Here is a 21,822-nt window from a genome sequence, read left to right on the forward strand (position 1 = left end):
GGCCGTGCGGCCCTGTCTCCAACAGACATCGGATGTCTGCTTCCCTGCGGTGACCGGTTACGGCAGTATGAGCGCATGCGTGACCGACAGCTGTACGGCCCGGCCCGCCCCGGTACGGTGCCCTCATGCGCGTAGCCCTCTTCGTGACCTGCGTGAACGACCTGCTCTATCCGGACACCGGACGCGCCGTGGTGACCCTGCTGGAGCGGCTCGGCGTGGAGGTCGGTTTCCCCGCGGCCCAGTCCTGCTGCGGCCAGCCGCAGTTCAACACCGGGTACCGGCACGCCACCGAGCCGCTGGTGCGGGACTACGCGGCGGCGTTCGCCGGCTACGACCACGTGGTCACCCCGTCGGGCTCGTGCGCGGCGATGGTGCGCGACAACTACCCGCGGATCGCCGCCAGGGCGGCCGCGGAGGGCCGGGACGAGGGGCTCGCCGAGGCGGCCGGCGCCGCCGTGGCGAAGACGCGCGAGCTGACCGAGTTCCTGGTCGACGTGCTGGGTGTCACCGACGTGGGCGCGTACTTCCCGCACCGCGTGACGTACCACCCGTCCTGCCACGGACTGCGGGTGCTGGGGCTCGGCGAGCGGCCGCGCAGGCTGCTCGGAGCGGTGGCGGGGCTGGAGTTGGCGGAGCTGCCCGGCGCCGAGGAGTGCTGCGGCTTCGGCGGCACCTTCGCGGTCAAGAACCCCGACGTCTCCACCGCGATGGGCGTGGACAAGGCGCGCAGCGCGGTGGGCACCGGCGCGCAGGTGCTGTGCGGGGCCGACAACTCCTGTCTGATGCACCTCGACGGCATCCTGCGGCGACAGCACGAGCCGCTGCGCACGGTCCACCTGGCGGAGATCCTGGCCGCCACCCGGGAGCGGCCCTATCAGCCCGTCGAGAGGGCAGGAAAGATCCGATGAGCGGTACGTTCCTGGGGTTGCCCCCGTTTCCCGAGGCCGCACGCGCCTCCACCCGCGACACCCAGCTGCGGGCGAACCTGCGCCACGCCACGCACACCATCCGCGACAAGCGCGCGACGGCGATCGGCGAACTGGCCGACTGGCCGCAGCTGCGGGCCGCGGGCGCCGCGGTGAAGGACGAGGTGCTGCACCATCTCGACCGGTACCTGCTGCAGTTGGAGGAGCGGGTCACCGCGGCGGGCGGCGTCGTGCACTGGGCGGTCGACGCCGCCGACGCCAACCGCATCGTCACCGACCTCGTCCGGGCGACCGGGGAGAGCGAGGTGGTGAAGGTCAAGTCGATGGCCACCCAGGAGATCGGCCTCAACGAGGCCCTGGCCGAGGCCGGCATCCGCGCCTACGAGACCGACCTGGCCGAACTCATCGTCCAGCTCGGCCACGACCGGCCCTCGCACATCCTGGTCCCGGCGATCCACAGGAACCGCAGCGAGATCCGGGACATCTTCCGCCGCGAGATGGCCGGTTGGGGGCGTCCGGCCCCGGACGACCTCGGCGACCGGCCGGCCGAGCTGGCCGAGGCGGCGCGGCTGCACCTGCGGGAGAAGTTCCTGCGCGCCAAGGTCGGCGTCTCGGGCGCGAACTTCATGGTCGCCGAGACCGGCACCCTGGTGGTAGTGGAGTCCGAGGGCAACGGCCGGATGTGCCTGACACTGCCCGAGACGCTGATCTCCGTGGTGGGCATCGAGAAGGTCGTGCCGACCGTGCGCGACCTGGAGATCCTGCTGCAGACGCTGCCGCGCTCGTCCACCGCGGAACGCATGAACCCCTACACCTCGATGTGGACCGGCACCACCGACGGCGACGGCCCGAGCACCTTCCACCTGGTGCTGCTGGACAACGGCCGCACCGACACCCTCGCCGACACCGTCGGCCGCCAGGCGCTGCGCTGCATCCGCTGCTCGGCCTGCCTGAACGTCTGCCCGGTCTACGAGCGCGCCGGCGGCCACGCCTACGGCTCGGTCTACCCCGGCCCGATCGGCGCCATCCTCACCCCGCAGCTGCGCGGCACCGCGTCCCCGCTGGAAGCCTCGCTGCCCTATGCCTCCAGCCTGTGCGGGGCCTGCTACGAGGTCTGCCCGGTCGCCATCGACATCCCCGAGGTGCTGGTGCACCTGCGCGAACGCGTGGTGGAGGGCGGCAGCACGGTCGTCGCGGGCACCCGCACCACGATCAGGCCGGCTCGCGGGCACGCCGCGGAGCGGGCCGCGATGCGCGCCGCGAGCTGGGCGTTCCGCCACCCCGGGGCGCTCCGGCAGGGCCAGCGGCTGGCCGCGCGCACCCGTCGGCTGCACCCGCGGACGCTGCCGGGCCCCGGCAAGGCGTGGACCGGCAGCCGCGACCTGCCGGCCGTGCCGCCGCAGTCCTTCCGCGACTGGTGGCAGCAGCGGGAGAAGGGCGGCGGCACGCCCCACGAACCGCGGCAGGCTCCGCCGCCGGGCAGGACGGCATCCGACGGAACAGCAGGCGAGGAGACGAGGGGCGGGGCGCGGTGACCGGGAGCAGCAGCAGGGACGAGGTGCTGCGGCGGATCCGCGTCGCACTCGCCGACTCCCCCGAGACCGCGCCGGTGCCGCGGGACTACCTCACCGTGCACGCGGAGCGCACCCCGGGGGAGACCGCCGACCTGCTGGCCGAGCACCTCGCGGACTACCGCGCGCGGGTGCACCGCACCGACGAGGCGGGACTGCCCGCGACCGTCGCCCGGCTGCTGGCCGAGCACGGCAGCCGCAGCGTCATTGCACCGCCGGGTCTGCCGGCGGGGTGGCTGTCACAGCTGGCAGGTGTGGAGGTGATCCGCGCCGCCGCTGAGCTGACGGCCGCGGAGCTGGACGCGGTGGACAGCGTGGTGACGGGTTGCGCGCTGGCCGTCGCGGAGACCGGGACGATCATCCTGGACGGCGGCCCCGACCAGGGGCAGCGGCGCGTCACGCTGGTCCCCGACCACCACGTGTGCGTGGTGCGGGCGCCGGCGCAGGTGGTGGACTCGGTCCCGCAGGCGCTGCCGCGGCTGGACCCGGTCCGGCCGCTGACCTGGATCTCCGGTCCCTCGGCGACCAGCGACATCGAGCTGGACCGGGTCGAGGGCGTGCACGGTCCGCGCACGCTGGACGTGGTGCTCGTCGACGGGCCGCCTGCCGCGCCGTGAGAGCGGCGCCGTAAGGGCGGCGCCGTAAGGGCGGCGCCGCGCGCCTGCCGCGAAGACGCGGAGGTCATGACACGGGCGTGGTGGCCAGCTGGGTGTCGCGGCGGACCAGCGCGGCGTAGCGGCCGCCCTTGGCCAGCAGCTCGTCGTGGGTGCCGCGCTCGACGATCTCGCCGGCGTCGAGCACGGCGATCTGGTCGGCGTCGCGGACGGTGGACAGCCGGTGGGCGATGGTGATGGTGGTGCGGCCTTCGGAGAGCGCGTCGATGGCGTCCTGCACCGCCGCCTCGGTCCTGGTGTCCAGCGCGCTGGTCGCCTCGTCCAGGATGAGCACCGGCGGATCGCGCAGGATGGTCCTGGCGATGGCGAGGCGCTGCTTCTCACCGCCGGAGAAGCGGTAGCCGCGCTCGCCGACGAGGGTGTCGTAGCCGTCCGGCAGTCCGGCGATGTGGTCGTGGATCTGTGCGGTGCGGGCGGCGGCGCGGATCTCCTCGTCGGTGGCCTCGGGCTTGGCGAAGCGCAGGTTCTCGGCGACGGAGGCGTGCAGCAGGTAGGTCTCCTGGGAGACGACGCCGACCGCGGCGGCGAGGGTGTCGAAGGACAGGTCCCGTACGTCGGTGCCGTCGAGGGTCACCCGGCCGCCGGTCACGTCGTAGAGCCGGGGCACCAGGTAGCTGAGGGTGCTCTTGCCGGAGCCGGTGGCGCCCACGACGGCGAGGGTGCTGCCCGCCGGCAGGTCGATGTCGATGCCGTGCAGGGTGGGGCGGGCCTGGTCCGGGTCGTAGGAGAAGTCGACGTTCTCGAAGCGGATGTCGCCGCGGGCGCGGTCCAGGTGTACCGGGTCGGGGCGTTCGGTGATGTCCACGGGCAGGTCGAGGTACTCGAAGATGCGCTGGAACAGCGCGAGCGAGGTCTGCACCTGCACACCGGTGGCCAGCAGCGAGACGGTGGGGCGGAACATGCCCTGCTGCAGCGAGACGAAGGCGACGAGGGTGCCGATGGACACCGCGGGGCCGCCGTGGCCCGCGGTGATGCCGGCCGCCCAGTACAGCAGCGCGGGCATCGCCGACATGACGATCCCTATCACCGCCATCCGCCAGCGGCCCTGCATGTTGGAGCGGACCTCCAGGTCCACCAGGCGCTCGGACTCGGCGCTGAAGTCGCGGGTCAGGGAGGCGCCGCGGCCCATGGTGCGGCCGAGCAGGATGCCGCTGACGGAGAGCGACTCGGTGACGATCGCGGACATCGCGGCCATCTGCTTCTGGCGCTCGGTGGCGATCTTCTTGCGTTCGCGGCCGACCTTGCGGGCCACCCAGACGAACACCGGGAGCAGCAGCAGCGAGATCACGGTGAGCCGCCAGTCCAGGGCGACCATGGCGACGACGGAGGCGATCACGGCGGTGGCGTTGGAGACCAGGGACGTCGCCGTGGAGGTGACGGTGGCCTGCATGCCGCCGATGTCGTTGGCGATCCTGGACTGCACCTCGCCGGTGCGGGTGCGGGTGAAGAACGCCAGCGACATCCGCTGCAGCCGCTCGTAGACGGCGGTGCGCAGGTCGTGCATGACGCGCTGGCCCACGGTGGTGGAGATCAGCGTCTGCAGGACGCCGAAGATGCCGTTGGCGACGGCGGTGGCGATCATGCCGAGCACCAGCAGGCCCAGCAGGCCGGTCCTGCCCTGCGGGATCGCGGTGTCGAGGATCGCCCGCAGCAGGAACGGCGAGGCGACGGAGACCAGCGAGGACAGCGCCACCAGGGCGCCGACCACGGCGAGCCTGCCGCGGTAGGGACGGAAGAGCCGGACGATGCGGCTCCAGTCGGCGGGGGGGTTCTGCGACTTCTTCTTCGGTGGTGTCCACCGGTTCACCAGGTCGTTCTCGGGGCGCAAAGGGCTCCTTGCGGGGGGTGCGGGACCGCGGCCCGGCGGCATGCCGGGCAGCGCTGACAAAGGGAGTATAGGTCACTGTTACCTATACTCACAATGAATGACATCCTGATACCCTCGGAGCCATGGAACCGCGCACCACAGCCCTCGCCGTCGCCGGCCCCGACGAGCTGACCGGACGCCTCGCCGACCAGCTGCTGGGGCTCAGCCGGCGGCTGCACCGGGCCCAGCGCCTGCTGATGGAGCCGCTGGGCGTCACACCCGCCCAGGCGCGCCTGCTGCGCACCCTCGCGCACTGCCAGGAGCCGCCGCGGATGGCGGACCTGGCGCAGCGGCTCGACGTGGTGCCCCGCGCGGTCACCACGCTGGTCGACGCCCTGGAGGAGCGGGAGCTGCTGCGCAGGACGCCGGACCCGCGCAACCGCCGGGTGATCCGCATCGAACTGCTGGAGGCGGGCGCGGCGACCGTGAGGGAGCTGCGCCGCGCCCGGCGCACCGCCGCGGCGGAACTGCTGGAGCCGCTCGACGAGGAGCAGCGCGCCGCACTCACCGCACTGCTCGCCCCGCTGGAGGAGGAGAGCGGGCCGCCCTCCTCCTCCTGACCGGGACTGCCGAGCAGGGCTACTTGGCCAGGTCGGCGGGGTCGTCGACCGGGCCGCCCTGGACGCCGATCACCGGAGCGATCTGCGCGGTGCAGGCGCTGCACCGCCTGGCGGCGGCGGGGATGGCGGTCAGGCACTCCGGGCACTCGCGCATCGGGGCGCCGGACGCCCTGGGGAAGAACTTCTCCTGCATGTGGTTCATCGGCAGCACGACCAGGAAGTAGATCACCGCGGCGACGATCACGAAGCTGATCACCGCGTCGATGAACAGGCCGTAGGGGAAGGTCACGCCCTCGGCCTTGAAGGTCTTGCTGCTGTAGTCGCCGGTGGCGCCGCTGGCCAGACCCACGATCGGCGTCAGGAACGCCTTCACGAACGCGGTCACCAGCGCGGTGAACGCCGCGCCGACGACGATGCCGACCGCCAGATCGACGACGTTGCCGCGCAGCAGGAATGTCCTGAAGCCCTTCATGGGTGGGGTCCCCTCTGTGGTCACGATCTGCGAGTGGCACAGTCTGCCAACTCCGCCACAGAGGGGCCAATCGGGAGTGCGATGCGTCACGTTTCGCCGCACTCCGGCGCCCGTTCCGGGCTCAGTTGCGCCAGGTGTCGTTCAGCGCGACCTTCCCCGAGGACGGCACGGTCGCGGTCCGGTTGGCGCCGGACTCCCAGGTGACGCTGTTGTTCCCGTCCTTCCGGATGTACTTGTACTGGAAGGCGGTGCCGGCGGCCATGCCGACGTCGAGCCTCCACACCGGGTAGCTCGCCGAGGACAGCAGCAGGGCCTTGGCGGGGTCCCAACCGCCGAGGGCCGCGTTGTCGCCGGCCAGGTAGATGTTCTGGCCGGGAGCCGTCGTCGCGTTCACCGCGAAGGAGGCGCCCGCGGCGGGCGTGGTACCGCCGGACGTCGTCGTCGCACCGGTCGAGGTGCCGCCCGAGGTGCAGGGTCCGCCGACGTAGAGGGCCACCGCGTCACCCGCGCCGACGGTGGCGGTGAACGTCCCGTTCGAGCCGACCGCGTAGGTGGCGCCGGCGTGCTGGACGTCGCAGTAGGTGCCGGCGGGCAGCGAGGTGGCGAACGTCCGGGTCAGCGCGCCGCCCTCGTGGTTGATCGCGACGAATCCCCTGCTGCCCCGGCCGAAGGCGATGGCGTTGTTGGCGTCGTCCCACCAGTTGGTGACGGCCGTGCCGGCGACGGCGTTGCGGAAGCCGACCATGCCGGCGATCTGCGGCCAGGCGTGCTCGCACTTCCAGCCGTCGCTGTAGCAGGCGTTGACGGCGCCGCCGTTCGGCGGGCCGGCGTCGTTGTCGGAGAACTCGTAGTCCGACAGGACGTTCGGCGAGCCGTAGGGCCAGGCCAGCAGGTAGACGTTGGCCAGGGTGTAGGTGGCGTTGTCCTTGTAACTGAGGGTGGAGCCGTTGCGCTCGGTGTCCCAGTTGTCGACGAAGGTGCGGGACCGGTTGCCGGCCAGGTAGCCGGCGCCCCACGAGGAACCCCAGTTGCTCAGGTAGGACAGCTTCTCGCCGGTGAACACGCGCTTGAGGTCGTAGGCGCCCTGGAAGGCGTCCACGTCACCCGTGCCGACGTACTCGCCCGGCTGGACCGCCTCACCGGCGCCGTAGATGACCTCCTGCGCCCAGTACACGCCGGGATCGGTCAGCTTGGCCTTGATGGCGGCCAGGTCGGTGGCCGCCATGTGCTTGGCGGCGTCGATCCGGAAGCCGTCCACGCCGAGCGAGGTCAGGTGGTTCAGGTACCCGGCGATGGTGCTGCGGACGTAGTCGCTGCCGGTGTCCAGGTCGGCCAGGCCCACCAGTTCGCAGTTCTGGACGTTGGAGCGGTCCTGGTAGTTGGTGATGTCGGTCCTGCAGCTGTGGAAGTCCTGGTTCTGGTAGTAGCCCGGGTAGGTGTACTTCGTGTACGCGGTGCCCGCGGTGCCGGTGCCCGACCCCGAGGTCATGTGGTTGATCACGGCGTCCGCGACGACCTTCACACCGGCGGCGTGGCAGGTGTCGACCATGTGCTTCAGGGAGGTCTCGTCGCCGAGCCGGTTCGCCAGCTTGTAGCTCGCCGGCTGGTAGGACGTCCACCACTGGCCGCCCTGGATGTTCTCGGTGGCCGGGGATATCTCGACGAACCCGTAGCCGGCCGGGCCGAGTTGGGTCGTGCACGCCTTGGCCACCGAGTCGTACGACCACTCGAAGAGCGTGGCGGTGACGTCCTTGCTGCCCGGCGGGCTCGCCTGGGCGGCCTGTGGGGAGGAGACGGCGATCAGTCCGGCCGCGGCGACGACCGCGGCGAGCATGCCGTTCAGGACGCGGGATCTCATGGGCGGCTCCTTCGGAAAAAGGGCATGGGGGTGCCCTGCGAAGGCAGCCACGCGCCAGGCCGCCGAGAGAGGGTCGGGGCCCCGTCGTCCCTCGGGGCTCCGCCGAGGAGCTTCCCGCCGTCGGCGTGGACGCGTCAATACGCGTGCGCGAGAACGCGGAAGAAGTTTCGCTGCCTTGCTGCAAGCGGTTGCCGGGCGGGGCGACGCGAGGGCTGACGGCAGAGGGGGGGTGAGGGCGCGGCCGGACTGAGGGCGGGTCAGCCCTTCAGGTGCGCGGTGTCGCCCATCACGATCACCGGGTGCGCTGACGGGACGAGCGTTCGCAGCAGATACCGCATCGCGTCCTTGTCGACGGTGACGCAGGCGGAGGTGCCCACCCCGTGATCCAGGTGGATCCAGATGCCGCCGCCCTTGGACTCGCCCTCGGGCCGGGTGGGGTCGCTGGGCGAGGTGCCGATCTGCCGGTTGTAGTCGATGGCGATCACGTAGTCGAAGTCGTGCTGGTAGCTCGCCGGCCAGGAAGGCGACGGGGTGAAGTCGGTCGAGCGCGTGTACGGCAGCTTCGAGCCGGGATCGGCCAGCAGGCCGCCCGCGTCGTGCAGGGTGAAGACGCCGACCGGGGACTTCAGGTCGTCCTCGTGGTGCTGCACGGTCCAGCCGTGGATCGCGTTGTGCGAGGGCCAGGAAGGACCGCGGTGCCAGCCGTCCGCGGCGCGGGTGAAGAGCGCGACCGTGGACTTGGACGTCGTGGGGCTCGCGCCGTAGACCACGATCGCCTGACGGGCGCTCGCGGGGACCTTCGCGGTCAGCGAGGGGCCGACACCGGGCAGCGTGCGGGTGACGGCGGGGGCCGCGGCGGCGTGCTGCCCGCCGCTGCGGTCGGCGGCACGGCCGCCGGATGCCGGTGCGCCGTCGCCGCCGGCCGAACCGCCCCCGCAGCCGGCCAGCAGGAGGGCGGCGGTCGCCGCGGCCGCCGCGGCGACCGCCGCACGCCTGGTCACCGTCCGCATCGCCACCGTCCGCCGCTCCGTCGTGTGCACCGTTCCCCGCATCGTCGTGGGCTCTCTTCCCTCTGCTGAAACGTACCGTCCCGGTCGGCCGGTTCCGTTCGGGACGCGCGGAAAACCGGTTGACCCGGCAGCGGCCCTGCGGCGAACCTTGCACGGCCCGTTGTACGGCTCTCGACCGCTCTCGGCATGTTTTACCCCGGTATGCCGCTCGGTCCGATCCGGCGCCTTCCCGCCGCCTCCGACCGCTCTGCCCTGGCCGCTGTGCCCTGGCCGCTCTGCCTTCGACTCCCCGCCCGCTCCGACCCCAGGACATCATGCCCTCGCTGCGCAGTCTTCCGTTTCCCGACCCGGGCGTGCCCGACGTGCGGTCCGGGTTCCGCTTCCTGCTCTGGCTGGAGGTCCGGCAGTGGCGCGGGCAGCTCGCCTCAACCGCCTGGGGCACCCTCCACATGGCCGCGGTCGCGGGCTTCCCCGCGGCGGTGGGCCTGGCGGTGCAGGCCGTCGTCGACCGCTCGGGGTCCCGGCTGGTGCTGGCCGGCGGCCTGATGCTGCTGCTCGGCGCGCTGACCGCGCTCGGCGACACCATGCTGCACCGCACGGCGGTGACCAACTGGATCTGCGTCGCCGCCCGCGTCCAGCAGCTGCTGGCCCGCAAGTCCGTCGAGCTGGGCTCGGTGCTGACCCGCCGGGTGGCGGCCGGCGAGGTGGTGGCGGTCAGCACCGGCGACGTGGAGAAGATCGGCTGGTTCGTCGAGGCGCTGGCACGCTTCACCTCCGCGCTGATCGCCACCGTCGGCGTGGCCGTGGCGCTGCTGGTGTACCAGCCGCGGCTGGGCGTCGTGGTCGCCGCCGCGGTGCCGGTGCTCGCCCTCGGGGTGCTGCCGATGCTGCCCACCGCGACGCGCCGGGCCGACATGCAGCGCGAGAAGGCCGGAAAGGCGACCGCGCTGGCCGCCGACACGGTGGCCGGCCTGCGGGTGCTGCGCGGCATCGGCGGCGAGGAGCTGTTCCTCGACCGCTACCGCCGCGCCTCCCAGGAGGTCAGGAAGGCCGCGGTGCACACCGAGCGGATGTGGGCGCTGATCTCCGCGGTGCAGGTCGCACTACCCGGACTGCTGCTGGTCGGCATCGCCTGGTACGGCGTCAGGCTGGCGCTCGACGGACGGATCACGATCGGTGAGCTGGTCACCGTCTACGGAGCGGTGGGCTTCCTGTCGCTGCCGCTGAACAACTTCCAGGAGATCGCCATGGCCTGGTCCTTCTCCCGGCCGTCGGCCAAGCGTGCGGCGCGGGTGCTGGCACTGAGCCGGGCGCAGGCGGTGGGCGACGGCGGGACGGCGTCGCCCACGTCCGACGCGACGACGCCGCAGGAGCCGTCGCGGGAGACGCGGTCGCGGGAGGCGGGGCAGCGGGAGCCGGAGGGGGAGCTGTACGACCCGGCGACCGGACTGCGGGCGCCCGCCGGGCTGTTGACCGCCGTGGTGTGCGGCGACCCGGACGCGGCGGGCCGGCTGGCCGACCGGCTCGGCGGGCACAGCCCGGACGGTGTCGGCGAGGAGTCGGCGCGCCTCGGCGGCAGGGCGCTGGACGCGCTCGCGCTCCCGGCGGCGCGGGCTGCGGTGCTCGTCCAGGACAAGGACCCGGTGCTGCTGTCGGGCACGCTAGCCGAGCTGCTCGACGTCCCCTCCTCCGGCCGGATCGACGCCGTACGGGCGCTCGGCGCGGCGCAGTGCGGCGACGTGCTGGACGCCTTGGTGCAGTCGCTGGCAGGCCAGGACGCGGTGTCGGGTGACGCCATGCGGGCCCGGATCACCGAACGGGGCCGCTCGCTGTCCGGAGGCCAGCGCCAGCGGCTCGCGCTCGCGCGCTCGCTGGTCACCGACCCCGAGGTGCTGGTGCTCGACGAGCCGACCTCGGCGGTCGACGCGCACACCGAGGCGCGGATCGCGCGGGGGCTCAAGGAGATCAGGGCCGGGCGCACCACCGTGGTCCTCACCTCAAGCCCGCTGGTGCTCGACCGCGCCGACCGGGTGGTCTTCGTGGACGAGGGCATCGCGACGGCCGCCGGGAGCCATCACGACCTGCTGCGCACCGACGCCCGCTACCGCGCGGTGGTCACCCGGGAGAGCGCGCCGGAGCCGTCGGACGGCCCGGCGGGAACGGCGGGGCAGGGCGCGCCTGTCGACGTCCCGCACGACCGCGGCGGCACGGGCGACGTGACCGGCGCCCGCACCGCGGCGACGACCGCACCGACGATGGAGGAGTCCGCATGATCGGCGTGCGACCGCCGGAACACGATCCGGCCGCGCCCCAGGAGAAAGCCACCCTGCCGGTCGGCTCGCCCGCCACGGTGCGCTCCTACGTGCGGGAGCTGGTCCGCCGGCACCGGCGCGACTTCGCCCTGCTGATGACCGCCAACACGGTCGCGGTGATCGCCTCGATGGTCGGCCCCTACCTGCTGGGCGGCATGGTCGAGGACCTGTCCGCCGGGCACCGCGACCTCCCTCTCGGGCGCACCATCGCCCTCTTCCTGGTCGCGCTGCTGGTCCAGGCGTGCTTCGTGCGGCTGGAGCAGATGCGCGGCGCGATGCTCGGCGAGCGGATGCTGGCCGACCTGCGCGAGGACTTCCTGGTCCGCTCGGTGGCGCTGCCGCCGGGCGTGCTGGAGCGGGCCGGCACCGGGGACCTGCTGTCCCGGATCACCACGGACATCGACCGGCTGTCGAACGCGATGCGCGAGGCGGTGCCGCAGCTGGTGATCGCCGTGGTCTGGGCGACGCTGCTGATCGGCGCGCTGACCCTGACCTCGCCGCTGCTGGCGTTGTCGGTCCTGGTCGCGCTGCCGCTGCTGCTGACCGGCTGCCGCTGGTACTTCCGGCGTGCGCCGAGCGCCTACCGCTCGGAGGCGGCGGGCTACGCCGCGGTGGCGTCGGTGCTCGCCGAGTCGGTGGACGCCGGCCGCACCATCGAGGCGCACGGCCTCGGCGACCGCCGCGAGGAGCTCTCCCGGCTGCGGATCGGGCAGTGGGTGGCGTGGGAGCGCTACACGATGTGGCTGCGCAGCGTGCTCTTCCCGGTCATCAACGCCACCCATGTGCTGATCCTGACCTCGGTGCTGATGATCGGCGGCGCCTTCGCCCTGCACGGCTGGGTGAGCGCGGGAGAGCTGACCACCGGCGCGCTGTACGCGCAGATGCTCGTCAACCCGGTCAACCTGATCCTGCGCTGGTACGACGAGCTGCAGGTGGCCCAGGTGTCACTGGCCCGGCTGGTGGGCGTGCGGGAGGTCGCCGAGGAGGACCGCGACGGCTCGGTCGTGCCGGACGGCCGCGAGGTCGCCGCCGACCGGGTCCGCTTCGGCTACCGCGCGGACGCCGACGTGCTCCACGACGTGACGCTGAACGTCGCGCCGGGCACCCGGCTGGCGCTCGTCGGCCCGTCGGGCGCCGGCAAGTCCACCCTCGGGCGGCTGCTCGCCGGGATCTACGCCCCGCGCACCGGCGAGGTGACCCTCGGCGGCGCGGAGCTGGCCCGGATGCCCGCCGAGCGGGTCCGCGCCCACGTCGCCCTGGTCAACCAGGAGCACCACGTCTTCGTCGGCTCGCTGCGCGACAACCTGCGGCTGGCCCGCGCGCAGGCCGCCGACGACGACCTGTGGACGGCGCTGCGCGCGGTGGACGCCGAGGACTGGGCGCGCGCGCTCGCCGAGGGCCTGGACACCGAGGTCGGCTCGGGCGGCGCGGTGCTCTCCCCCGCCCAGGCGCAGCAGCTCGCGCTGGCCCGGCTGGTGCTGGCCGACCCGCACACGCTGGTGCTGGACGAGGCGACGTCGCTGCTCGACCCGCGGGCGGCCCGGCACCTGGAGCGCTCGCTCTCCCGGGTGCTGGACGGCCGCACGGTGGTGGCCATCGCGCACCGCCTGCACACCGCGCACGACGCCGACGTCATCGCGGTGGTCGAGGACGGACGGATCAGCGAGCTGGGCAGCCACCACCAGCTCGTCGCCGCCGACGGCGCGTACGCCGCGCTGTGGCGGTCCTGGCACGGCTAGGGTCCCGTCGGGCCGGCCGGGACGGGACTCGTCCGGGCCGGCCGGGGGTTCAGCTGAAGACGCCCAGCGCCCCGAGCGCGCTCGCGCCGCCGACCAGGAAGAACGCCGGGGTCAGGACCTTGTACTCGACCCAGCTGCCGGCCCGGAACCGCATGAACTTCGGCGGCCCCACCGGGTACCAGCGCTTGCGCCTGATCGGTATCGGCCACAGGATCGGGCAGCCCGACACGGTGATGGAGTCACCGATGCAGTGCACGATGGCCCCGAGGACGATCGGTAGGCCGATCCACATGTAGTGCTGGCCGTGCTCGGTGAACAGCCACTCCTTGCCGTTGCCCGGGTCGTCCAGCACGTCCGCGAGCACCCAGGCGCTCGTCGCGCCCAGCAGCCAGACCAGCACGTCGCTGGAGACCCGGGCCTGCCGCCACAGCAGGCCCTCGACGGCCAGCACCATGTGGACGAAGAGGATCGCCAGCACCGCCCACCGTCCGCCGTAGACGGCCGCCGCCGAGCAGCCCGCGCCCACGAGGGCGGCCCATATGGCGGTGTGGGTCAGGGTGCGGTGCCCGCCGGAGCGCCGGGGGTCGCGCTTGCCGCGGGTCGCGTTGTAGGTGGCGTGCGCGATCGCGTCGATGACCTTGCACGCGAGACGGGACAGCGGGCCGAAGGACCTGGAGATCGTGGCGGCGTGGTGGTCGAGGTCCGGAGCCAGGGCGGCTCCCGCACTGATGAGCGCACCGACGACGAGTGTCGGCCACGGCATCGGGTGGTCGAGGCCGGCGGCGACCGCCCCGACCGCAAACCACGCCGCTGCTCCCGACAGCGAGTGCGCAGGTCCCATCATGGTGGTGCTCAGCCCCCTATACCGCCGCCCATAGGCGGAGTTGACGCGGTGTTGACGGCACACCCTACCTTTGGTGATCACGGTCCCCGCCTCCGGTTCCGCCTCGGCGGGCGCGGACGGGCAAGATGGAGGGGTGACCCTTATCGATCAGCTGCCGTCCGATGCCGACCCCGATGCCCTCTTCGACGCGTTCTCGACGTGGGCCGAGGGGCAGGGCATCACGCTCTACCCCGCCCAGGAAGAGGCGCTGATCGAGGTGGTCTCCGGGGCGAACGTGATCCTCTCCACCCCGACCGGTTCCGGAAAGAGCCTGGTCGCGGCGGGTGCGCACTTCGCCGCGCTGGCCCGCGACGAGGTGACCTTCTACACCGCGCCGATCAAGGCGCTGGTGTCGGAGAAGTTCTTCGACCTGTGCAAGCTCTTCGGCACCGAGAACGTCGGGATGCTCACCGGCGACGCGTCGGTGAACCCGGACGCCCCGGTCATCTGCTGCACCGCGGAGGTGCTCGCCTCGATCGCGCTGCGCGACGGCAGGAACGCCGACGTCGGCCAGGTGGTGATGGACGAGTTCCACTTCTATGCCGAGCCGGATCGCGGCTGGGCCTGGCAGATCCCGCTGCTGGAGCTTCCGCAGGCGCAGTTCCTGCTGATGTCGGCCACGCTCGGTGACGTCTCCCGGTTCGAGGAGGACCTGACCCGGCGCACCGGCCGGCCCACCTCGGTGGTCCGGTCGGTCAGCCGGCCGGTGCCGCTGAGCTACGAGTACCGCTCCACGCCGCTCACCGAGACCCTCACCGAACTGCTCGAAACCCGCCAGTCCCCGGTGTACATCGTGCACTTCACGCAGGCGGCGGCGGTGGAGCGGGCGCAGGCGCTGATGAGCATCAACATGTGCACGCGCGCCGAGAAGGACGCCATCGCCGACCTGATCGGCCACTTCCGCTTCACCACCGCCTTCGGCCGGAATCTGTCCCGATTCGTGCGGCACGGCATCGGCGTGCACCACGCCGGGATGCTGCCCAAGTACCGCCGGCTGGTGGAGAAGCTGGCCCAGGCGGGCCTGCTGAAGGTCATCTGCGGCACCGACACCCTCGGGGTGGGCGTCAACGTGCCCATCCGCACGGTGCTGTTCACCGCGCTGGCCAAGTACGACGGGCAGCGGGTCCGGGTGCTGCGGGCGCGGGAGTTCCACCAGATCGCCGGCCGCGCCGGCCGGGCCGGCTTCGACACGGCGGGCTTCGTGGAGGCGCAGGCCCCCGAGCACGTGATCGAGAACGAGAAGGCGCTCGCCAAGGCCGGCGACGATCCGAAGAAGCGCCGCAAGGTGGTGCGGAAGAAGGCACCCGAAGGGTTCGTCAGCTGGTCCGAGAACACCTTCGAGAAGCTGATCGCCTCCGACCCCGAGCCGCTGACCTCCCGCTTCCGCGTCACCCACGCCATGCTGCTGTCGGTGATCGCCCGCCCCGGCAACGCCTTCGACGCGATGCGCCGGCTGCTGGAGGACAACCACGAGGACCGCCGCTCGCAGCTGCGGCACATCCGGCGGGCCATCGCGATCTACCGCTCGCTGCTGGACGGCGGCGTCGTCGAGCGGCTGGCCGAGCCGGACGCGGAGGGCCGCATCGTCCGGCTGACCGTCGACCTGCAACAGAACTTCGCGCTGAACCAGCCGCTGTCGACCTTCGCCCTGGCCGCCTTCGACCTGCTCGACCCGGAGTCTCCGTCCTACGCGCTGGACATGGTGTCGGTGGTGGAGTCCACCCTGGACGACCCCCGCCAGATCCTTGCCGCCCAGCAGAACAAGGCCCGCGGCGACGCGGTGGCGGCGATGAAGGCGGACGGCGTGGAGTACGAGGAGCGGATGGAGCGGCTCCAGGACGTCTCCTACGCCAAGCCGCTCGAGGAGCTGCTGCTGCACGCCTACGGCGTGTACCGCAAGAGCCACCCGTGGGTCGGCGACCATCCGCTGTCCCCGAAGTCCGTGGTCCGCGACATGTACGAACGGGCCATGACCTTCTCGGAGTTCGTCTCCTACTACGAGCTGGCCAGGACCGAGGGCATCGTGCTCCGCTACCTGGCGAGCGCGTACAAGGCGCTGGAGCACACCGTGCCCGACGACCTGAAGTCGGAGGACTTCCAGGATCTGACCGCCTGGCTCGGCGAGCTGGTACGGCAGGTGGACTCCAGCCTGCTCGACGAGTGGGAGCAGCTCGCCAACCCCGAGGAGGAGAGCGCCGAGGAGGCCGCCGAGCGGGCCGACCAGGTCAAGCCGGTCACCGCGAACGCCCGGGCCTTCCGGGTGCTGGTCCGCAACGCCCTCTTCCGCCGGGTGGAGCTGGCGGCGCTGGAGAAGTACGCGCAGCTCGGCGAGCTGGACGAGGAGTCCGGCTGGGACGCGGACACCTGGGCGGACGCGATGGACGCGTACTGGGACGAGTACGACGACCTGGGCACCGGGCCGGACGCGCGCGGCCCGAAGCTGCTGCTCATCGAGGAGCAGCCGGAGCACGGCCTGTGGCGGGTGCGGCAGACCTTCGCCGACCCCAACGGCGATCACGGCTGGGGCATTTCGGCCGAGGTCGACCTCGCGGCCTCCGACGAGGAGGCGCGCGCGGTGATCCGGCTGACGGGCGTCGGCGAACTCTGACCCGGACGCCGTCCGGGCGGCCCGGCGGCCGCCCGCCGCCTGAACAGCAACCCCCGCAGCCGCCCGCGGGCCGGGCCGGCGCCGCCCGGCCGATCCGCCGGCCCGGTCGGCGGCGCGGCGCTCACCGGCGCGGCGCTCACCGGCTCCGCGCGGACGGGCCCGGCGAGCACCTGCGCGGCGGGCACGGCAGGCCCGACCGGCACGGGCCGCGCCCGCACAGGCTCGGGGGCAGGGAGCCGCGTCGCGTCCCGACCGCCCGGCTCGGGCACGCCGCCGTCCGGGCCCGGGGCGGGCCGCTGGGCGCGGGCCCTGCTCAGCGCGTCAGCGAGGGCGAGCAGCCCGTGGGCGATCTCGTCGGGATGGTCTGCCGTCGTGAGGTCCCTGACCCGCTGCAGGCTCGCCCGACCGGGTCTGCCCGGTGACAGGCCCGGACGGAGCCTGCGCAGATACGCCCGCTCGCGGGGGGCAGGCCCCGCTTCGGCGGCCGCCTCGGGCCCGAGCAGCGCCGCCCAGACGGCGGCCTCGTCCCACGCGTCCCAGGCATCCCTGACCAGTTGCTCGACGCGCCGCTCCCGCCAGCCCCGCGCCCGCTCGTCACGACCGTCCTCGGCGGCCGCGCGCAGCTCTGCGGGCATCCGACCCCTGAGCTGCCCCGGGTTCCGTCCGGCGAAGCCGGCCACCTCCCCGGCGGGGTAGAGCCACACCACCGCCCGGTACTGGTTGACGTACCAGCGGACGGGGCGGATCTTCCCGCAGCGGGCGAAGAGGACGAAACGCTGCCGGCCCACGCCCATCAACTCGGCCGCGCCCTCGCCGCTCACCAGCCGCAGTCGCGCCCGCAGTCCGCCCGGCTCACCGCCCGTGCCCGCGTCACCCGTACGGTCCGCGCCGCCCGCGAGGCACCGGTCGATCTCCGCGCGCGGCACCTTCCAGAGCGCCGGCCCGCACGCCACCGTGCGCACCTCGCCCAGTTGCAGCGCCACCGCGAACTCATCCTGGTCGAGACCGAGTTCGTGCCGCGCGCGATCGAGCGGCAGCAGCTCCTCGACGTGCCGCACCGCGTCCACCGCGGCCACGGACGAAGTCGTCGTCATCGTCATCGTCACTCCTCAGCTTGGATCCATCACCGACAGTGACAAATCTAGCGAGGAAGGGCGACGGTCCGTCATGGGCCTGTGGACAACCCCGAACCCGCCGGTCGGCAGGTCGCCAGGTCGGCAGGTCCGCCCCGGACCGCGAGGCGGCGCCCGCCGCGGAGAGGGCTCAGCTGAGGGAGTTCGAACCCCGCGGCGCCACACCGAGGTGCTCGCCGACCTGGTGGACCAGGCGCGTCATCTCGTAGGCGACCTGCCCGATGTCCGCTTCCATCCCGCTCAGGACGGACAGGCAGCTGCCGTCGCCCGCCGCGGTCACGAAGAGGAATCCCTCGTCGAACTCCACCATGGTCTGGCGCACCCCGCCGGTCCCGAACTGCCGGCCCGCGCCCTTCGCGAGGCTGTGGAAGCCCGACGACACGGCGGCCAGGTGCTCGGCGGTCGGCCGGTCCAGTTCGCCGCTCGCTCCCGTGACCAGACCGTCGTTCGACAGGACGAGCGCGTGCTGGACGTGCGGCACCCGCTGCGTCAGGTCGTCGAGCAGCCACGCGAGCTTGTTGCTCACCGTCATCGCCTACCTCCGGTCTCCGCTGCGGTACGCAGCCTTGTACGTACCGCCGGTCCCGGCAACCCCTCCTCCGGCCGGGGTCGTGGCCGACCAGGGCCTCGATGGCCGAAAGCAGCAGGTTTCAGCCGCCGCGCGGTGCGTACATGATGATGCTCACACCGACCAGGGCGACGAGCGCCCCGGCGATGTCGAAGCGGTCCGGCCGGTAACCGTCCGCCACCACGCCCCACACCAGCGAGCCGGCCACGAAGACGCCGCCGTAGGCCGCGAGGATCCGGCCGAACTGGGCGTCCGGTTGCAGGGTCGCGACGAATCCGTAGAGCCCTAGGGCGACCACGCCCGCGCCCGTCCAGGCCGGCCCGCGGTGCTCGCGGACGCCCTGCCAGATCAGCCAGGCGCCGCCGATCTCCAGCAGGGCCGCCAGGACGAAGAGGGCGATCGAGCGCAGGGTGAGCATGCGACCATGATGCATGGCAGGCAACGAGCACGAACGGCGGCGGCTCACCGAGTTCTTCGCGGTCAGAGCGGCCGGCTGGGAGCAGCGCTACCCGGACGACACCCCCGCCTACCGGGCGGCCGTCGCGGAGTTGGGGCTCGGCGACGGCGACCGCGCGCTCGACGTGGGCTGCGGGACCGGGCGTGCGCTCCCGCTGCTGCGGGACGCGGTCGGCCCGTCGGGCACGGTCGTCGGCGTGGACCTGACCCCGGAGATGCTCGACGAGGCCGTCGCGCTGGGCCGGAACGCCGCGGGCTCCCTGGTCGAGGCGTACGGGGACCGGCTCCCGCTGCGGGAGGAGGTCTTCGACGCGGTGCTCGCCGCCGGGCTGGTCCACCACCTGCCCGATCCGGCGGCCGGACTGCGCGAACTCGCCCGGGTCACCCGGCCCGGCGGCCGGCTCGCCGTCTTCCATCCCGTCGGGCGCGCCGCCCTCGCCGCCCGCCGCGGCCACGAGCTGCGTCCCGACGACATCCGCGCGCAGCCGCGGCTCGGCCGGGCGCTCGACGACGCCGGCTGGGAACTGGCGCTTCTCGACGACGCCGAGGAACGCTATCTCGCCCTCGCGGTCAGAGTGCGCTGAGCGGCCGCTCCCGCCGATCCCGCCTCCCGCCGCCGTCCTCGCGCCGCCGCGAGGAGGCCCGGGGGTGGACCTGCGGAGAGGCATGCACCGAACCCACCGGATGTCCCCCCTCCGTACCCCCTCGACGGGGACGTTACCCGCTGGTTAAGGTGCGCGGACCGAGGAGAGGGAGGCGACGGATGGGCGCGGCCGATGAGCCGATGGACGACACTCTGGACGACGACGCGCTGTTCGTGCTGACCGCGGCGCTGCTGACGCCGGGCCAGTTCCCCGGCGTGCTGGGCGACGACTATCCGGCGGCGTGCGCGGGACTCGGCCTCGAACCGCTGGCCGCGGGCTACGGACTGGTCTTCGGGCAGGACGGTACGGGCGCGCGCTGGACGGTCGCGACCACGGACGCGTGGATGGTGGCCTGCGCGCTGGCCGCCTGGGACTGCGGCCTGGAGTACGACCTCTCGCCCGACGAGAACAGCATGGCGGCGTCGCTTCCCGGCTGGCCGGTGCCGGTGGCGGTCTCCGTGCCGGGGCTGCCCGAGCCGTTCGACCCCGACGAGGAGACCGGCGGCGGCCCCGCGCTGACCCCGCCGGACACCGCCGTGTGGGGGCCCGCCCAACGGCGGCTGGGCGCGGACGAGATCGCGATCAAGTGGCGCGAGTGGCGCGACCAGTTCGACCGGATGGACGAGGAGGACGCGCCTGCCGGCGCGGACGCCGACGCGGATGCGGACACCGACGCCGACGCCGACGCCGACGCACTGAAGCAGCCGGCGGCCCCCTCCCCCTCGGCCGCGGAGGCCGCCGCCCCCTCCCCCGTGCGCCGGGTGCTGGACGCGGCGGAGAGCTACCTGCGCAGCCCCCCGCCGCCCGGCCGGGTCCGCGTCGCCTACGGTTCGGTGCGCGCCGACGGCCCCGGCTGGAGCCTGGTCGGCCGGGCCGACGACATGGCGTTCGTGCTGCTCGACGACGTGCCGGGCGAGGTGCTTCCGGTGCGCCCGGGACCCGCGCTGCCCCCGCTGATGGAGGCGCTGGGACGGCTGGCGTCGGCGCCCACGCCGGTCGGCGCGGCGTGACCAGGACCCGGGCGTGGACCCGGACCCGGACGGCGAAAGGGGCGTCGACGGGGCCGGGGAGGTGAACGGCTCCCGCGGCCCCGGCGGGCGCCGATGCCGCGGGAGCGGTCAGCGCTTCCTGATGTCGGCGGCCACCGCGTCCGCCGCCTTGCGCGCCGCGACCAGGACCGGGTCCCACACCGGGGAGAAGGGCGGCGCGTAGCCGAGGTCGAGGTCGACCATCTGCTGCACGGTCATCTTCGCGGTGAGCGCGACCGCCCCGACGTCGACGCGCTTGGCGGCGCCCTCACCGCCGACGATCTGCAGGCCGAGCAGCCGGCCGGTGCCGCGTTCCGCGGTCATCTTGACGGTCATGGTGTCGGCGTCCGGGTAGTAGCCGGCCCGGCTGGTGGACTCGATGACCACGGTGACGAAGTCCAGGCCCGCGGCGCGCGCCTGGGACTCCTTCAGCCCGGTGCGGGCGATCTCGACGTCGCAGACCTTGCTGACCGCGGTGCCGACCACGCCGGGGAAGGTGGCGTATCCGCCGCCGATGTTGGTGCCGATGATCCGGCCCTGCTTGTTGGCGTGGGTGCCCAGCGCGATGTGCTGGAGCGCGCCGGAGACCAGGTTGAGAACCTCCACGCAGTCGCCGCCGGCCCAGATCCGCTCGGTGCCGCGCACCCGCATCGCGCGGTCGGTGAGCAGTCCGCCGTGGGCGCCCAGCGGCAGGCCCGCGTCCCGGGCGAGGTCCGTGCCGGGGCGGACCCCCAGGCCGAGCACCACGATGTCCGCGGGGTACTCCGCGCGGTCGGTGGCGACGGCCCGCACCCACCCGCCGTCCCCGGTGAGCACCTCACGGACCGGGGCGCCGGACACCACGTGGACGCCGAGTCCTTCGAGGGAGTCGCGCACCAGCATCCCCATGTCCGGGTCGAGGGTGCTCATCGGCTCGGGCGCACGGTCCACGAGGGTCACCTCCAGGCCGTGCCGCAGCATGGCCTCGGCCATCTCGACGCCGATGTAGCCGCCGCCGACGACGACCGCGCGCCGCACCGCCTCGCGGTCCAGCGCGCCCAGCACCGCCTCGCCGTCGTCGAGGGTCTGCACGCCGAACACGCCTGGCGCGTCGATGCCCGGGACGGGCGGCCGGATCGGCACCGCGCCGGTGGCGATCACCAGGTGGTCGTACTCCGTCCACTGCTCGCCGCCCTCGGGGCCGCGGGAGCGCACCCGGCCGCGCTCGGGGTCGACGGCGACGACCTCGGTGCCCAGCCGCAGGTCGATGCCGTGGTCGCGGTGCTCCTGGGCGGTTCTGGCGACGAGCGCGTCCGGTCCCGTGGTGGCGCCGCCGATCCAGTACGGGATGCCGCAGGCGGAGTAGGAGGTGTGCCGTCCGCGCTCGAAGGCGATGATCTCCAGGTCGTCCGCGGCTCTGCGGCGGCGGGCCTGCGAGGCGGCCGACATGCCCGCCGCGTCGCCGCCGATGACCACCAGACGCTCCGTCATGTCCTGTCGACCTCTCCGGTGTGCGATCGGGTCCGCGGCCGCG

18 protein-coding genes are annotated in these 21,822 nt (G+C 73.3%); 9 read left to right on the forward strand and 9 right to left on the reverse strand.

Translation table 11 applies throughout. From position 1 onward, the window contains the following. Positions 1 to 125 precede the first annotated feature (125 nt). Genes V2S66_RS10000 through V2S66_RS10010 form a run of 3 tightly spaced genes read left to right on the forward strand, consistent with a single transcriptional unit; the run spans position 126 to position 3,114 of the window. Entirely contained in the window at positions 126 to 908 is a 783-nt protein-coding gene (locus V2S66_RS10000) for a (Fe-S)-binding protein (RefSeq protein WP_330794225.1), read from the forward strand. Continuing rightward, positions 905 to 2,461 (forward strand): lactate utilization protein B, encoded by a 1,557-nt coding sequence (locus V2S66_RS10005; protein WP_330794226.1) that lies wholly within the window; start codon positions 905 to 907, stop codon positions 2,459 to 2,461. The genes V2S66_RS10000 and V2S66_RS10005 overlap by 4 nt, the downstream gene beginning before the upstream one ends. After that, on the forward strand, positions 2,458 to 3,114 hold the full coding sequence (locus V2S66_RS10010; RefSeq protein WP_330794227.1) for a LutC/YkgG family protein: 657 nt from the start codon (positions 2,458 to 2,460) through the stop codon (positions 3,112 to 3,114). Before V2S66_RS10005 ends, V2S66_RS10010 begins: the two co-directional genes overlap by 4 nt. A 64-nt stretch (positions 3,115 to 3,178) precedes the next feature. Here V2S66_RS10010 and V2S66_RS10015 read toward each other — a convergent pair whose 3' ends face one another. Further along, positions 3,179 to 5,041, reverse strand: coding sequence for an ABC transporter ATP-binding protein (locus tag V2S66_RS10015; RefSeq protein ID WP_413966354.1), 1,863 nt, complete (start codon positions 5,039 to 5,041; stop codon positions 3,179 to 3,181). Positions 5,042 to 5,121: 80 nt separating this feature from the next. Here V2S66_RS10015 and V2S66_RS10020 point away from each other — a divergent pair, with 80 nt between their 5' ends. Further along, positions 5,122 to 5,598, forward strand: a complete 477-nt coding sequence (locus V2S66_RS10020) for a MarR family winged helix-turn-helix transcriptional regulator (RefSeq protein WP_330794229.1) — start codon at positions 5,122 to 5,124, stop codon at positions 5,596 to 5,598. A 19-nt stretch (positions 5,599 to 5,617) separates the two neighbouring features. Here the strand turns inward: V2S66_RS10020 and mscL are convergent, their stop codons facing one another. The 3 genes from mscL to V2S66_RS10035 all read right to left on the reverse strand — a co-directional run bounded on the left by mscL (position 5,618) and on the right by V2S66_RS10035 (position 8,938). Further along, positions 5,618 to 6,070 (reverse strand): large conductance mechanosensitive channel protein MscL, encoded by a 453-nt coding sequence (gene mscL / locus V2S66_RS10025; protein ID WP_330794230.1) that lies wholly within the window; start codon positions 6,068 to 6,070, stop codon positions 5,618 to 5,620. Positions 6,071 to 6,191: 121 nt separating this feature from the next. Further along, a complete protein-coding gene (locus V2S66_RS10030) occupies positions 6,192 to 7,928 on the reverse strand; it encodes a carbohydrate-binding module family 20 domain-containing protein (protein ID WP_330794231.1) in 1,737 nt (578 codons plus the stop codon). 257 nt (positions 7,929 to 8,185) lie between these two features. Beyond that, a complete protein-coding gene (locus V2S66_RS10035) occupies positions 8,186 to 8,938 on the reverse strand; it encodes a hypothetical protein (RefSeq protein WP_330794436.1) in 753 nt (250 codons plus the stop codon). 314 nt (positions 8,939 to 9,252) lie between these two features. Here V2S66_RS10035 and V2S66_RS10040 point away from each other — a divergent pair, with 314 nt between their 5' ends. After that, the gene (locus V2S66_RS10040) at positions 9,253 to 11,211 is read left to right on the forward strand and encodes an ABC transporter ATP-binding protein (protein WP_330794232.1); all 1,959 of its coding nucleotides are present in this window, start codon (positions 9,253 to 9,255) and stop codon (positions 11,209 to 11,211) included. Then, the gene (locus V2S66_RS10045; protein WP_330794233.1) at positions 11,208 to 12,989 is read left to right on the forward strand and encodes an ABC transporter ATP-binding protein; all 1,782 of its coding nucleotides are present in this window, start codon (positions 11,208 to 11,210) and stop codon (positions 12,987 to 12,989) included. Before V2S66_RS10040 ends, V2S66_RS10045 begins: the two co-directional genes overlap by 4 nt. Positions 12,990 to 13,038: 49 nt before the next feature. On the opposite strand, the gene V2S66_RS10050 is transcribed toward V2S66_RS10045, so the two are convergent. Next, positions 13,039 to 13,833: a metal-dependent hydrolase gene (locus V2S66_RS10050; protein WP_330794234.1), complete on the reverse strand. Its 795-nt coding sequence runs from the start codon at positions 13,831 to 13,833 to the stop codon at positions 13,039 to 13,041. 133 nt (positions 13,834 to 13,966) lie between these two features. On the opposite strand from V2S66_RS10050, the gene V2S66_RS10055 reads away from it, so the two are divergent. Next, positions 13,967 to 16,480, forward strand: coding sequence for a DEAD/DEAH box helicase (locus V2S66_RS10055; RefSeq protein WP_330794235.1), 2,514 nt, complete (start codon positions 13,967 to 13,969; stop codon positions 16,478 to 16,480). Here the strand turns inward: V2S66_RS10055 and V2S66_RS10060 are convergent. The 3 genes from V2S66_RS10060 to V2S66_RS10070 form a co-directional block, all read right to left on the reverse strand. Continuing rightward, positions 16,387 to 17,574: a DUF6397 family protein gene (locus V2S66_RS10060; RefSeq protein WP_330794236.1), complete on the reverse strand. Its 1,188-nt coding sequence runs from the start codon at positions 17,572 to 17,574 to the stop codon at positions 16,387 to 16,389. The genes V2S66_RS10055 and V2S66_RS10060 overlap by 94 nt on opposite strands. 169 nt (positions 17,575 to 17,743) lie before the next feature. Beyond that, positions 17,744 to 18,145 (reverse strand): roadblock/LC7 domain-containing protein, encoded by a 402-nt coding sequence (locus tag V2S66_RS10065; protein WP_330794237.1) that lies wholly within the window; start codon positions 18,143 to 18,145, stop codon positions 17,744 to 17,746. Between the two features lie 118 nt (positions 18,146 to 18,263). Continuing rightward, entirely contained in the window at positions 18,264 to 18,599 is a 336-nt protein-coding gene (locus tag V2S66_RS10070; protein WP_330794238.1) for a YnfA family protein, read from the reverse strand. A gap of 13 nt (positions 18,600 to 18,612) precedes the next feature. Here V2S66_RS10070 and V2S66_RS10075 point away from each other — a divergent pair, with 13 nt between their 5' ends. Further along, complete coding sequence (locus V2S66_RS10075; protein WP_330794239.1) at positions 18,613 to 19,221, forward strand: class I SAM-dependent methyltransferase; 609 nt, start codon at positions 18,613 to 18,615, stop codon at positions 19,219 to 19,221. A gap of 200 nt (positions 19,222 to 19,421) precedes the next feature. After that, complete coding sequence (locus tag V2S66_RS10080) at positions 19,422 to 20,291, forward strand: hypothetical protein (protein ID WP_330794240.1); 870 nt, start codon at positions 19,422 to 19,424, stop codon at positions 20,289 to 20,291. A 108-nt stretch (positions 20,292 to 20,399) separates the two neighbouring features. Here the strand turns inward: V2S66_RS10080 and V2S66_RS10085 are convergent, their stop codons facing one another. Then, positions 20,400 to 21,779, reverse strand: coding sequence for an FAD-dependent oxidoreductase (locus V2S66_RS10085; protein WP_330794241.1), 1,380 nt, complete (start codon positions 21,777 to 21,779; stop codon positions 20,400 to 20,402). Positions 21,780 to 21,822 lie beyond the last annotated feature (43 nt).

The sequence above is a fragment of the Actinacidiphila polyblastidii genome (assembly GCF_036353415.1).
Lineage (GTDB): Bacteria > Actinomycetota > Actinomycetes > Streptomycetales > Streptomycetaceae > Actinacidiphila > Actinacidiphila polyblastidii.